General features: G+C 71.0%; 10 protein-coding genes. 8 read left to right on the top strand and 2 right to left on the bottom strand.

Going from position 1 to position 13,301, the window contains the following annotated elements; translation table 11 throughout:
- Nucleotides 1-73 precede the first annotated feature (73 nt).
- Nucleotides 74-2,845, top strand: a complete 2,772-nt coding sequence (locus tag ADL15_RS35425; RefSeq protein ID WP_067700473.1) for a helix-turn-helix transcriptional regulator — start codon at nucleotides 74-76, stop codon at nucleotides 2,843-2,845.
- Between the two features lie 188 nt (nucleotides 2,846-3,033).
- A complete protein-coding gene (locus tag ADL15_RS35430; protein WP_067700476.1) occupies nucleotides 3,034-3,267 on the top strand; it encodes a hypothetical protein in 234 nt (77 codons plus the stop codon).
- 127 nt (nucleotides 3,268-3,394) lie between these two features.
- Here the strand turns inward: ADL15_RS35430 and ADL15_RS35435 are convergent, their stop codons facing one another.
- Both ADL15_RS35435 and ADL15_RS35440 read right to left on the bottom strand, forming a co-directional pair.
- Nucleotides 3,395-4,396 (bottom strand): TerC family protein, encoded by a 1,002-nt coding sequence (locus ADL15_RS35435; protein ID WP_067700479.1) that lies wholly within the window; start codon nucleotides 4,394-4,396, stop codon nucleotides 3,395-3,397.
- Nucleotides 4,397-5,367: 971 nt separating this feature from the next.
- Entirely contained in the window at nucleotides 5,368-6,129 is a 762-nt protein-coding gene (locus ADL15_RS35440) for a dioxygenase family protein (RefSeq protein ID WP_067700482.1), read from the bottom strand.
- Nucleotides 6,130-6,558: 429 nt separating this feature from the next.
- Between ADL15_RS35440 and ADL15_RS35445 the strand changes: the two genes are divergently transcribed.
- The 6 genes from ADL15_RS35445 (at nucleotide 6,559) to iolD (ending at nucleotide 13,297) form a co-directional block, all read left to right on the top strand.
- Nucleotides 6,559-7,209 (top strand): GOLPH3/VPS74 family protein, encoded by a 651-nt coding sequence (locus tag ADL15_RS35445; RefSeq protein ID WP_067700485.1) that lies wholly within the window; start codon nucleotides 6,559-6,561, stop codon nucleotides 7,207-7,209.
- A gap of 54 nt (nucleotides 7,210-7,263) precedes the next feature.
- Nucleotides 7,264-8,787 carry an APC family permease gene (locus tag ADL15_RS35450; protein WP_067700488.1) on the top strand — a complete coding sequence of 508 codons (1,524 nt, stop codon included), beginning with the start codon at nucleotides 7,264-7,266 and terminating at the stop codon, nucleotides 8,785-8,787.
- Nucleotides 8,784-9,386 carry a GNAT family N-acetyltransferase gene (locus tag ADL15_RS35455; protein WP_067700491.1) on the top strand — a complete coding sequence of 201 codons (603 nt, stop codon included), beginning with the start codon at nucleotides 8,784-8,786 and terminating at the stop codon, nucleotides 9,384-9,386. Before ADL15_RS35450 ends, ADL15_RS35455 begins: the two co-directional genes overlap by 4 nt.
- Before the next feature lie 209 nt (nucleotides 9,387-9,595).
- The gene (gene iolC, locus ADL15_RS35460) at nucleotides 9,596-10,537 is read left to right on the top strand and encodes a 5-dehydro-2-deoxygluconokinase (RefSeq protein ID WP_067700495.1); all 942 of its coding nucleotides are present in this window, start codon (nucleotides 9,596-9,598) and stop codon (nucleotides 10,535-10,537) included.
- Nucleotides 10,530-11,423, top strand: coding sequence for a 5-deoxy-glucuronate isomerase (gene iolB, locus ADL15_RS35465; protein ID WP_067700685.1), 894 nt, complete (start codon nucleotides 10,530-10,532; stop codon nucleotides 11,421-11,423). The genes iolC and iolB overlap by 8 nt, the downstream gene beginning before the upstream one ends.
- Complete coding sequence (gene iolD / locus ADL15_RS35470) at nucleotides 11,420-13,297, top strand: 3D-(3,5/4)-trihydroxycyclohexane-1,2-dione acylhydrolase (decyclizing) (RefSeq protein ID WP_067700498.1); 1,878 nt, start codon at nucleotides 11,420-11,422, stop codon at nucleotides 13,295-13,297. Before iolB ends, iolD begins: the two co-directional genes overlap by 4 nt.
- The last annotated feature ends 4 nt before the right edge of the window (nucleotides 13,298-13,301 follow it).

Genomic DNA, 13,301 nt, shown 5'->3' on the forward strand with positions numbered 1-13,301 from the left:
GAAGCTACCCATTGATGACCACGGCCTCCGCTCCCTAGGCTGACTCCAGCTCAGACCTAGGGGGTGGGCCGCGGTGCCACGCGACGCGCCCATACTGCACGGCCGGGCCGCGTTACTCGCGGAGATCGACGGCAGGCTCGCAGCCGGTGGCGGAGTGGCTCTCTACGGGCCACCCGGCATCGGGAAGACCGCGCTGCTCGACGCCGTAGCCGAGCAGGCCACGACCCGCGGTGAGCTGGTGCTGCGCCTGCGCCCGGCGCTGGGGGAGCGGACCCTGGCGTACGCCGGGGTCGCCGACCTGGTCCGGCAGGTCCCGCCGGAAGCGGTGGCGGCCCTCGCGCCCGCCTTCCGCAACGTGCTCGCCGGCCTGCGGCAGGGCCACCCGCCCCGCACCGGCGTGCCCGCCCTGGCCCGCCGCCTGGTGCTGCCGGCCCTGCTCGCGCACTGCGCCCGGAGCGTGCCGGTGCTGCTGGTCCTGGACGACGTGCAGTGGCTGGACCCGGAGTCGGCCGCCCTGATCGCGTTCGCGATGCGCCGCCGCCCCGGCCCCCGGGTCCGGACGGTCGCCGGTGAGCGCCGCCCTGACCACGCCGGTCACCGCCGCGCCGCCCGGCTCTGCCCGCCACCGGCCACCGAGATCGCCGTGCCGCCGCTCGCGCCGGACGACCTGACCGCCATGCTCGAGGCCCGGGGCCTGCCGTGCCGGATGGCCAGCCGGTTGCATCGGGCCAGTGCCGGCAACCCGTTCCTGGCCCTGGCCCTGGGCAGCACCGGCGCCGACGGCCCGGCCTGGCGTCCGGCGCCGCTGCCGGAGATCGTCCGGGACCTGGCCCGGGAACGCCTGACCTGCCTCTCCGACGAGGTGAACGCGACCCTGCTGACCGCCGCGCTGGCCACCGAGCCGACGGTCACGCTGCTGCTGCGGGCCGGCCGGGACGACGCCGACCGGGAGTTGCACCAGGCCGTCTCCGCCGGGGTGGTCGAGGTGGCCGGTGAGGCGATCCGGTTCACCCCGCCGATGATCGCGCAGGTGCTCGTCGAGGAGACGCCGGCCGGCGACCGCAGCCGGGCGCACGCCGCGCTCGCCGCGGCCGCGCTGGACGACGTCGAGGCGCTGCGGCACCGCGCGCTGCGCAGCGCCCGTCCGGAGGCGGCGGTGGCCCGGCGCCTGGCCGCGGTCGCCGATCAGTGCGCCGCCCGGGGTGCGGAACGCACCGCGGCCGAGTTCTACCTGCTCGCGGCGGACCGCTGCCCGCATCACCTGGCCGCCGAACGCCTCGACTGGCTGGTCGCGGCGGCCCGTACCGCGCTCACCGGCGGCTCACCGGCACTGGCCGGCCGGGCCGCCGAGGCGGTGATCGCGGCCGACGCGCCCGCCGGGCACCGGGTCCGGGCCCGGGTCGTGCTGATCGACCTGGCCGGGCAGGCGCTCGGCGAGATGGGCGAGATGTTCGCGGCCGCGCTGGCCGAGGCCGGCGACGATCCCGCGCTGCTCGCCCCGGTCCGGCTGCGGCTCACCTGGCAAGCCATGATCACCGGGGATCCGGACCGGGCCTTCGCCGAGGCGCGCAGCACCGCCGACATCGCGCATCGGGCCGGCGACGCGACCAGCGAGGCGATGGCGCTCAGCAGCCTCGCCCAGATCCAGCGGATGCGCGGCGAACCGCAGTGGCGCGACTCGCTCACCCGGGCGCTGGCCCTGCCCGCCTCGCCGGCACCGGACTGGCTGCACTACGGCCCGCACTACATGGCGGCCCGCTTCGCGCTGATCGACGACCGCCTCGACGAGGCGCGCGCCGAGCTGCTGCGGCTGCTCGCGGTCGCCGAACACGACCGGATCGGCGAGGCCCGGGTCGAGGTGCTCCGCAGCCTCTCCGAGGTGGCGACGCGGGCGGGTCGCTGCCGGGAGGCTCTCCGGTACGCCCACCGCGCCGTCCAGGCCGCTCAGGAGGCCGGGCTCAGTCCCGGCCCGACGTGGTACACGGCGGCCGTCGCCGAGCTGGCCGGTGGCAGCCTGACCGCGGCAGCCGGTTTCGCCCAGCGCGGCATCCGGGCCTCCGAACAGGAGGGTGACAACCTCTACCTGCGCCGCAACCTGCACGCCCTGGGCCAGGCCGGTCTGCGCTCCGGCGACTCCCGGGCCGGGGTGGCCGCGCTGCGCCGGCTGCGTGACCTGGAGGCCGAGGCCGGCGGCTCGGACCCGATGATCGTCCGCTGGCACGCCGACCTGGCCGCCGGGCTGGCCGCGCTCGGCGAGCACGTCGAGGCCGCCGAGACCCTGGCCCGCGCCCGCAAGGCCGCCGAGCAGCTGGGCAGCACCCCGGCGCTGGCCGGCTACCTGGACCGGGCGACCGCGATAGTGCACTCGGAGAGCGGCCAGGCGGACTCCGCGGTCGAGCTGTCCACCGCCGCCGCGCACCTGTTCGAGCAGCTGCGGCAACCGGTCGAACAGGGGCACGCGCTGCTGGTGGCCGGGGGAGCGGAACGCCGCCGCCGCCGGTACGCCGCGGCCCGCCTGCTGATCGGCGCCGCGCTGGCGATCTTCCTGTCCGCCGACGCCCGGCCCTGGGCCGAGGAGACCGAGCGCGCCCTGGCCCGCACCGAGGGCAGCCTCGCCCCGGAGCAGGGCCTCACCTCGACCGAGCTGCGGATCGCCGCGATGGTCCGGGACGGTTCCAGCAACCGCGAGATCGCCACCCGGCTCTACCTGAGCGTGAAGACCGTCGAGGCCACCCTGACCCGGGTCTACCGCAAGCTCGGCGTCCGCTCCCGCACCCAGCTCTCGTCCCGGCTGCTGGCCGTCGAGGGCGTCCCGCCGGCCTCCGACACATCGACCGGTGCTTGAGATCACCCCGCGGTCCTGACCAGCACGTCGGCAACGCAGAGTGACGTGGATTACCGCTATCCGGTGGCGGCGATCACTTTCATCTTCCAGGTTTTACCTGGTGGATTTGGGGATGTCGAACAGGCGCGGCACTGTTGTACCCGGAAGCGACGAGGCTTTCTCCGTCACTATCCGTCAAGGAGTGCCCGATGCCGTTCATCCGTGAAATCCGTACGTCGATCACTGGTCGTCTCGCCGCGCGCCGCGCGCACCGCCAGTTGAGCCAGGAGCTCGCCGCGTTCCGCACCGCTGCCGAACGCACCGAGCTGGACCTGATGCTGGGCCGGCACACCGCCGAGGAGACCCGCGAGATCCACGCCATCCTGAACCACCAGGACGCCGGGCGCCGGTACCACGCCGCCGCCGGCACGCACCACATGTGAACACCGAGAACCCCGGGTCGTAGGGCCGGCCCGGCGGGTTACCGCGTCCGGCCCGGACCGTCCCCAGGCCGTGACTGCTGACCCACCCTCGCCCCCGGTGCTCCCCGCGCCGGGGGCGGTTCACGTTCTACCGCTTCTGGTCATCCTCGCGCTGGGCCCGCAGGCTCCCGGCGTGCGCTTTCTTGGACGGATCGCGGCTGGATTTGATCAGGCTGGCCACCGTGGTGATCACCAGGATGCCGACGATCACCGCGAGCGAGACCGGCGTGCCGACCTCCGGCACCGACGTGCTCAGCGCCTTGTGCGCCCAGTGCAGTATCAGCTTCACCCCGATGAACGCGAGGATCACGGCGAGGCCGGTGGACAGGTAGACGAGCCGGTCCAGCAGCCCCTTCACCAGGAAGAACAGCGCGCGCAGGCCGAGCAGCGCGAACGCGTTCGCGACGAAGACGATGTAGGCCTCTTCGGTCACCCCGAACACCGCGGGGATCGAGTCGAGCGCGAACAGGATGTCGGTGCTGCCGATCGCCAGCAGCACCAGGAACAACGGCGTGACCATCCGCCGCCCGTCCACCCGGGTGATCATCTTGCCGTCGACGTAGTCCTCGGTCACCGGCAGGAACCGCCGGCCCGCCTTGACCAGGGCATTGTCATCGATGCTGGGGTCCTCGTCGCGATGCCGGTAGAGCTGCACCGCCGTGAAGATCAGGATCAACCCGAAGATCAGGAACATGAACGAGAACAGGTTCAGCAGCGTCGCGCCGAGCACAATGAAGATCACCCGCAGCACCAGCGCGATGATGATCCCGAATGTGAGCACTTCCTGCTGGTACCGCTCCGGCACCGCGAAACTGCTCATGATGATGACGAAGACGAAGAGATTGTCGACCGACAGACTCTTCTCGACGATGTACCCGGCGAAATACTCGGCGCCGAAACCCCACCCGGCGACGCTCGCGAAGACCAGACCGAAAGCGATCGCCACGCCGATATAGAAGATCGACCAACCGGCGGCCTCCCGGAATCCGACGACGTGCGGCCGTAACACCCCCAGAGTCAGATCGAGGGCGAGCAGTGCGACGATGACGCCGATCGTCAGGGTCCATCCGAGCGCGGTGACCTCAAGCATCCTCAAAGAATCCCCAGAGCCAGGGCAAAGAACACCAAGAACTCCCTACAAGATCCCTGTAAATCGCCGAGGTCCGCTCCCCATTCGGTCCGACATTTTCCGGTACGAAGTGACAGCCCCCTCAGCCGTCATGCGCCCGCGAGGATCCCCGACTCCCGGCCGCGGCCGCGCCCCACGGCCGCCGCGGCGCTCGGCCGCTGACCGGCGGGGTCCGCCCACCTCACCCCATGGGAGCCGGTGAACCCCGGTCGTCCCCGGCTGGTCGTCCCTGGCCGATCGTCCCCGGCCGGCTGGCGCCTGCGGCTGGCTCAAGCGTCCCGAGACAGCCGCAGGCGCCAGTTGAATGCCACTCAGCTCGAGTTGATCTTGCTGGGTCTGTGCGGCCCGCGGCTCATGGATTGCTGGAGTGGCTGCGACGCTCGCGGTTGTCAGGTGGCCGGGGTTGGTAGCCAGGCGGGGCCGCCGGCTGGTCACGATCCGCGACGCCACTCATCGCCCGCAGCTGGGCGCGACCGCGCCGGGATGCCGTCGGTCCACTCCGGGTCGCCGGGAGTGGTGTGCGTCCCCGGCCACGCGATGTCCCGCGTTCCTGGGGCGGTAGCGGCACGCAACGCGGCCCAGCTGGTGCTGGTGGTGGTATCCCCGCCGCTGATACCACCACCAGCACCAGCCGGGCACGACGAGCTGGTCGTGGCGACCGTTATGCGCCTGTCGGTGAACGGGCGTCAGCGGGGCAGGGGCGCCTGCAGCAACGGAACGCAGCCATGATCGAAATGGGGAACTCCGCCGGCTGGTGCTCAGGGGTGTGTCGGGTGGGTTGAGGCACCCCTGAGTGCCAGCCGAGTGGTGGTGGCTGGTGTTGAGGGGTGTGTCGGGTGGGTTGAGGCACCCCTGAGTGCCAGCCGAGTGGTGGTGGCTGGTGTTGAGGGGTGTGTCCGGCGGGTTGAGGCACCCCTCGGGGCCGGCCGGGGTCAGGTGGTGAGGAAGGAGCGCTTGGAGAGGCCCATCCAGAAGCCGTCGATCGGCTGGTCGGGGGACTGCTCGGGGGTGCCGGACGCGCCCAGCGTCAGGAACATCGGGGCGAAGTGCTCGATGGTCGGGTGCGCATACGGCATCCCGGGCGCCACCGACCGGAAGTCGGCCAGCTCGTCTACCGCCCCGCGGGCCAGCGTCTCGGCGGTCCACGCGTCGAACTCGCGGGACCAGCCCGGCGCGGCCGCCTCGGGCCGCCAGTCGCGCAGGAACGGCAGGCCGTGCGTGGTGAAGCCGGACCCGACGATCAGCACACCCTCGTCGCGCAGCGGGGCGAGCCGGGCGCCGAGCTCGAGCAGCCGGTCCGGTTCCAGGGTGGGCAGCGACATCTGCAGCACCGGGATGTCGGCGTCCGGGTACATCACCGTCAGCGGGACGTACGCGCCGTGGTCGAGCCCGCGGGTGGTGCGGGCGACCGTCTCGCCGTCCGGCATCAGCGCGGCGACCTGGTCGGCGAGGACCGGTGCGCCGGGCGCGCGGTACTGCACCTGGTAGAAGCGCTGGGCGAAGCCGCCGAAGTCGTAGACCAGCGGCACGGTCTCGGTGGCACCGAGCATCAACGGCGCGGACTCCCAGTGGGCCGAGGCCATCAGGATCGCCTTCGGCCGGGGGAGGCCGGCCGCCAGCTCCTGCAACTGGGCGACCCAGGTGGGGTCGTCCACCAGTGGTGGCGCTCCGTGACTCAGGAACAGGGTGGGCATCCGCACGGCGACCTCCGTTGAAACTTCAACTAACTGCCACCACGGTACGCCGGAATGCTTGTCTCATCAACTATCCGCAAAGAAGCTTACTTACAGTAGTTTTTGATCTTGTTTTGTCACACTCAGCAATCGACCGTGCACGTTAAAAGTGATAGATGATCTTGTAAATTTATGTAAACATTTGTTGATCTTCGAGGTCGCGGCGCTTTATTGATCGATGCTCAAACTCGCTGGAAGCGCATGTGATCAACTTCGCCTACTGTGGAGTCGACATTTGTCGCATCTGGACGTTGCGAGAAACGACCGGGTTTGGCAGGCTACACGCGGTCGCGCTACGGGGAGCGCAACGTCATTGCTTCGTGAAACTCACCTTGATTACGTACGGTGAACAGCGCGGGCATTCCCAAGGCGTCGAGAGGAGAACAAGCCGTGGCGTTACCGCCGCAGCTACCGCCCGCGGATGATCTGTACCTCACCGCTCATGACTCGATCCGGGGCAAATCTTTGCTGTCCCCGGCAACACTCGGTCTGGGCCTGGGGGCAGCACTGCTGGGTGAGCTGATGCTCTGGCGCCGCATCGACCTCGTCGAGAGCGAGCTGATCGTCATCGACGAACGGCCGACCGGCGACGCCGCCACCACCGCACTGCTCGAGCAGATCCGGCGCGAGGCCGGTCAGCACGGAGTGCGTAACTGGATCTCCTATCTGTCCACCGGCATCGCCACCGACCTGGTCGAACGCCGCCTCGCCCGCGGCGGCCTGATCCAGCGTCAGGAGAAACGCGGACTGCTCGGCACCAAGGTCTCCTTCGTGCCGTCCGACTCGATGACCGCCGGATGGCCCGCCACCCGGATCCGTACGAAGGTCTCCCGCGACGAGCAACTCGACGTCGCCGATCTGCTGCTCGCCGGTCTGATCCTGGCCACCGGCCTGGACCAGCAGGTGCTCGCCACCCTCAACGCCCGTGACCGGGCCCGGCTGTTCGACCAGTTCCGGCGCCTGTTCCCGGCCATGCTCCAGCAGCTCGTCGCGCACGCCGAGGCAGCCGTCGGCGATGCCGTGATGGCCCGGCGCGCCTGACCCACCACAGAGTCTTCTCTCTCCCTCACCCCTCATAAATATCTGGAGATACGCGTGTCCTCGACCGCAACCCAACCCGCGGAGAGTCAGCTCTCCAACGCCCTTGCCCGGGACCGGCTCGGCGTGGCCGCCGTGGTGTTCTTCGTGATGTCCGCGGCCGCCCCGCTGACCGTGGTCGCCGGCGTGGTGCCGACCGGCCTCGCGGTGACCGGCCTGACCGGCATCTCGATCGCGTTCATCGCGGTCGCCGTGATCCTGGCGATCTTCTCGGTCGGCTACGTGGCGATGGCCCGGCACATCTCCAACGCCGGCGCGTTCTACGCGTACGTGGCCCGTGGCCTCGGCCGCCCGACCGGTGTCGGCGCGTCCTGGGTGGCGCTGCTGGCCTACAACATGTTCCAGTGCGCCTCGTACGGTGGTTTCGGCGCGATCGCCCAGCCGCTGTTCGTCGACTGGTTCGGCATCGACCTCCCGTGGTGGGCGTTCGGCCTGGTCGCCTGGGCCCTGGTCGCGGTCCTGGGTGTGCGTGACGTCGCCGTCAACGGCAAGGTGCTCGCCACCCTGCTGGTCGCTGAGATCGCGCTGACCGTGGTGTTCAGCATCGCCGAGATCCTCTCCGACGGTTTCCACCCGTCGTCCGCCCCGGTCGACGTGTCGTCGCTGACCGGTGCCGGCTCCGGCGCGCTGCTGGTCATGGCGATCACCGGCTTCGTCGGCTTCGAGCAGTCCGTGGTGTTCAGCGAGGAGTCCCGCGACCCGAAGCGCACCGTGCCGCGCTCCACGTACATCGCGATCGCCCTGATCGCCGTGATCTACGCGTTCGCCTCCTGGGCGATGATCTCCGCGGCCGGTGCCGACCAGGTCGTCGCGCGCTCCGTCGAGGAGGGCCCCGAGCTCTTCTTCAACCTGGCCGCCGGTCCGCTCGGCAGCATCGCGCTGCACCTGGGCCACATCCTGTTCCTGACCTCGCTGATCGCCGCGATGATCTCGTTCCACAACATCATCTCGCGGTACATGTTCTCGCTCGGCCGCGAAGGCGTGGTGCCGCGTCTGTTCGGCCGCACCGTGCCGGGCACCGGCGCGCCGAAGAACGGCTCGCTCGCCCAGTCGGCGGTCGGCCTCATCGTGATCGTGGCTTACGCGGTCGCCGGCTGGGACCCGCTGGTCCAGCTGTTCTTCTGGGGCGGCACCGGTGGTGGCCTCGGCGTGCTGCTGCTGATCACGCTCACCGGGTTCGCGGTCATCGCGTACTTCGCCCGCAACCGCACCGACGAGGACGTGCTGCACCGGATCATCGCCCCGGTCATCGGCGCGGTGCTCCTGGTGATCGTGTCCTACCTGGCGCTGAGCAACATCGCCACCCTGCTCGGCGTGGACCCGGACAGCACCACGGCCGTCGCGGTGCCGGGCTCGTTCCTGGTCGTGCTGGTCGCCGGCATCATCTGGGGCCTGTTCCTGCGCAGCTCCCGCCCGCAGGTCTACTCGGGCATCGGCATGGGCGCCAACAGCGCGACCACCGGCGGCGGCGGTTTCTCCGCGGCGCTGAACGAGACCCCCGACCAGGGATACCACCGATGAGCGAGTTCATCATCCGGTCCGCCCGGGCCGACGAGCTCGCCGCGATCGGCGCCCTGGTCTCGAAGTCGTTCGACGAGCTCGACGCGGACGCGTACCTGGTCCCGGTCCCCGAGGACCGCGAGCGGATCATGGCCGATTTCTTCACCCTGGAGACCGAGTACGCCTTCAGCCACGGCAAGGTCGAGGTCATCGACCACGCCGACGGCGGGTACGCGGCCGCGGCGGTCTGGTACAACCGGGTCGACCCGCTGCCCGAGTTCCCCGGGTACATGGACCGGCTCACCGCGCTGGCCGGTGACCACCTGGACCGGTTCGGCGCGCTCGGCGAGCTGTTCGAGAAGAACCACCCCTCCGACCAGCACTGGCACCTGCAGTTCCTGGCGGTACGCCCGGACCACCAGGGTCACGGCCTGGGCGGCAAGCTGATGAAGAACGTCCACGACATCCTGGACGAGCAGGGCATCCCGGCCTATCTCGAGGCCACGAACGAGAACAACGTGCGGCTGTACCGCCGGTACGGCTACACCGACATGGACCCGTTCGCGATCCTGCTGCCGGACGGCACCCCGTTCTTCCGGATGTGGCGTCCCGCTTCCTGACCGCGGTGACCAGGAGGGGCGCGGGCGATCAGCCTGCGCCCCTCCTGTCGTTTTCCGCCAGCCCTTGACGCGGGCGCGGTCGCGTAATTACATCGATTCAGGTCCACTCAGCCTCGCTGGACGATGACCGGCTGCTGACGGCTTGGTTGATTGCGTCCGTGACCGCACGGGACCTGACCCTCCCGGGTGGATTGGCCGGAGGGACGGACATGTCCGCACACGAGGTCCTGACGATGGGCCGCATCGGCGTCGACCTGTATCCCGAGCAGATCGGCGTGCCGCTGGGCGAGGTGCGGACGTTCGCCAAGTCCCTCGGCGGCAGCGCGTCCAACGTGGCGGTGGCCGCGGCCCGGTACGGCCGTCGCGCCGCGGTGATCACCCGGGTCGGCGCCGACCCGTTCGGGGAGTACCTGCGCACCGCGCTGCGCGGCTTCGGGGTGGACGACCGGTTCGTCGGCACGGTGCCGCACCTGCCCACCCCGGTGACGTTCTGCGAGATCTTCCCGCCGGACCACTTCCCGCTCTACTTCTACCGCTACCCCAAGGCCCCGGACCTGGAGATCCATCCGTCCGAGTTGGACCTGGACGCGATCCGCCGGGCCGAGATCTTCTGGATCACCGGCACCGGGCTGAGCGCCGAACCCTCCCGCACGGCGACGCTGACCGCCCTGAAAGAGCGCAACAGATCCGGCATCACCGTCTTCGACCTCGACTGGCGTCCGATGTTCTGGGACTCCCCGGCCGAGGCCCGGCACTGGTACACCGAGGCGCTGCGCCACACCACGGTCGCCGTCGGCAACCTGGCCGAGGTCGAGGTCGCGGTGGGTCGGGCGAACCCGGAACGGGCGCTTCTCCAACACGGAGTCGACCTCGCGGTGATCAAGCGGGGCCCGGCCGGAGTGCTGGCCGCATGCAAGGACCAGAAGGTGGAAGCCCCACCAGAAAAAATAAAAACCCTCAACGGCCTCGGCGCCGGCGACGCGTTCGGCGGCGCCCTCTGCCACGGCCTCCTCGCCGGCTGGGACCTGCCCGCCACGATCCGCTTCGCCAACGCCGCCGGCGCCCTGGTCGCCACCCGGCTGGCCTGCGCCGACGCCATGCCGTCCGAGGCCGAGGTCCGTGACCTGCTGGCCGGCGCCGGCCATGGCTGAGGCCCGGGTCAACCCGGTGATCCCCCGGGGCAGCACCGCGGCCCGCCCGTTCGACGTGGTGGTCGGACCGGAGAACGCCGGCTGGACACACAGCGGACTGCGGGTGGTGCAGCTGCCGGTCGGCGGCCGGGTCAAGTTCGGCACCGGCGCCGACGAGGTGCTGGTCCTGCCGCTCGCCGGTGGCTGTGACGTGGCGTGCGACGACGAACGCCTCACCCTGACCGGCCGCCGCTCGGTCTTCTCCCGGGTCACCGACTTCGCGTACCTGCCGCGCGACGCCGTGGTCACCCTGCGGGCGCCCAACGGCGGGCGGTTCGCGCTGCCCGCGGCCCGGGCCCGGCGCCGGCTGCCGTTCCGCTACGGCCCGGCCGAGGAGGTCCCGGTCGAGCTGCGCGGCGCCGGGTCCGCGAGCCGCCAGGTCAACAATTTCTGTACGCCGGAGTCCTTCGACGCCGACGCCCTGATCGCGGTCGAGGTGCTCACCCCCGGTGGCAACTGGTCGTCCTACCCGCCGCACAAGCACGACGAGCCGGGCCCGGACGAGAGCCGCCTCGAGGAGATCTACTACTTCGAGGTGGCGCCGTCCCCGTCCGGCCGGCCCGGCTGCGGATACCAGCGGGTCTACGGCCACCCGGACCGCCCGATCGACGTCTGCGCCGAGGTCCACAGCGGCGACGTGGTGCTGATCCCGTACGGCTGGCACGGCCCGTCGATGGCCGCCCCCGGCTACGACCTCTACTACCTGAACGTGATGGCCGGCCCCGGTGAACGGCGCTGGCTGATCCGCGACGACCCGGCGCACGGCTGGGTCCGCGACACGTGGGCGGCCCAGAAGGTCGACCCACGGCTGCCCCTCACCTCGGACCGGGAGCGGAGAAGACTGTGAAGCACCGGCTCACCGTCGCGCAGGCGACCGTGCGGTTCCTGGCCAACCAGTTCACCGAGCGGGACGGTGTCCGGCAGCGGGCCGTCGCCGGGTTCCTCGGCATCTTCGGGCACGGCAACGTGGCCGGCATCGGGCAGGCGCTGTTGCAGGCGCAGCGCAGCGGCACACCGGAGATGCCCTATCGGCTGGCCCGCAACGAGCAGGCCATGGTGCACACCGCGGCCGGGTACGCCCGGATGCGCAACCGGCTGTCCACGATGGCCTGCACCACCTCGATCGGCCCGGGCGCCACCAACATGCTCACCGGCGCGGCCCTGGCCACCGTGAACCGGATCCCGGTGCTGCTGTTCCCGTCCGACGTGTTCGCCACCCGGGTGGCCGTCCCGGTGCTGCAGGAGCTGGAGGATCCGCGTTCCGGCGACGTGTCGGTGAACGACGCCTTCCGGCCGCTGTCACGGTTCTTCGACCGGGTCTGGCGGCCCGAGCAACTGCCGCAGGCCCTGCTCGGCGCGATGCGGGTGCTCACCGACCCGGCGGAGACCGGCGCGGTCACCGTCTGCCTGCCCCAGGACGTGCAGGCCGAGGCGTACGAATATCCCGACGAGCTGTTCGCCGAGCGCACCTGGCACGTGACCCGCCCGGCGCCCGACCCGCTCGCCGTGGAACGTGCCGCCGCCGTGATCCGCGGCGCCCGCCGCCCGCTGATCGTGGCCGGCGGCGGAGTGATCTACTCCGAGGCGTCCGTGCAACTGGACCGGTTCGCCCGGGAGACCGGCATCCCGGTCGCCGACACCCAGGCCGGCAAGGGCGCGCTCAGCTGGGACCACCCGAACGCGGTGGGCGGGCTCGGCGCGACCGGCAGCCCGGTGGCGAACCGGCTGGCGGCGCACGCCGACGTGGTGCTCGGCATCGGCACCCGCTACTCCGACTTCACCACCGCGTCGCGCACCGCGTTCCGGCATCCGCAGGTCCGGTTCGTCAACCTCAACGTGGTCTCGTTCGACGCCGCGAAACTCGGTGCGCTGTCCCTGGTGGCGGACGCCCGGGCCGGTCTGACGGCGCTGCGCCCGGCGTTGCACGGACGGCGGTTCACCGGTGATTTCCACGATGACGTGGCAGCGTGGAACGCGCGCGTCGACCGGGCGTACCGGGAAAGAAAGGGTGACCACCTGCCCACCCAGGCCGAAGTGATCGGTGTGGTGAACGAAGCGTGCGGAGCACGCGACGTGGTGGTCCAGGCGGCCGGCAGCCTGCCCGGCGACCTGCAGCGGCTGTGGCGGGCCCGCGACCCGAAGCAGTACCACGTCGAGTACGGCTACTCCTGCATGGGTTTCGAGATTGCCGGCGCCCTCGGGATCAAGCTGGCCGACCCGTCCCGCGAGGTGTACGCCCTGGTCGGCGACGGCTCCTACCTGATGATGGCGCAGGAGATGGTCACCGCGCTGGCCGAGGGCGTGAAGCTGATCGTGGTGCTGGTGCAGAACCACGGGTTCGCCTCGATCGGCTCGCTCTCCGAGCAGGTCGGCTCGCAGCGGTTCGGCACCAGCTACCGCTACAAGAGCGCGCAGACCGGCGACTACGACGGCGCGCTGCTCCCGGTCGACCTGGCACTGAACGCGGAGAGCCTGGGCGCCTCGGTGATCCGCTGCCGGACCGCCGCCGACCTGGCCGAGGGCCTGAAACGGGCCCGCGAGGCGGACCGGCTGACCGTGCTGCACATCGAGACCGACCCGCTCGCCGCCGGGCCGGGCTCGGAATCCTGGTGGGACGTGCCGGTGGCGCAGATCGCCACCCTGCACAGCACCCGGCACGCACTCACCGGCTACCTGGAGAGGAAACGCGACCAGCGGCATCACCTGCGACCCGGAGGTTGATGAG

The organism is Actinoplanes awajinensis subsp. mycoplanecinus (genome assembly GCF_001509495.1).
GTDB classification, from domain to species: domain Bacteria; phylum Actinomycetota; class Actinomycetes; order Mycobacteriales; family Micromonosporaceae; genus Actinoplanes; species Actinoplanes palleronii.

Bases quoted from the DNA above. Each gene is read 5' to 3' on its own strand.
- ADL15_RS35430 (WP_067700476.1), top strand. From the start codon at position 3,034: ATGCCGTTCATCCGTGAAATCCGTACGTCGATCACTGGTCGTCTCGCC.
- ADL15_RS35435 (WP_067700479.1), bottom strand. From the start codon at position 4,396: ATGCTTGAGGTCACCGCGCTCGGATGGACCCTGACGATCGGCGTCATC.
- ADL15_RS35440 (WP_067700482.1), bottom strand. From the start codon at position 6,129: ATGCCCACCCTGTTCCTGAGTCACGGAGCGCCACCACTGGTGGACGAC.
- ADL15_RS35455 (WP_067700491.1), top strand. From the start codon at position 8,784: ATGAGCGAGTTCATCATCCGGTCCGCCCGGGCCGACGAGCTCGCCGCG.
- iolC (WP_067700495.1), top strand. From the start codon at position 9,596: ATGTCCGCACACGAGGTCCTGACGATGGGCCGCATCGGCGTCGACCTG.
- iolB (WP_067700685.1), top strand. From the start codon at position 10,530: ATGGCTGAGGCCCGGGTCAACCCGGTGATCCCCCGGGGCAGCACCGCG.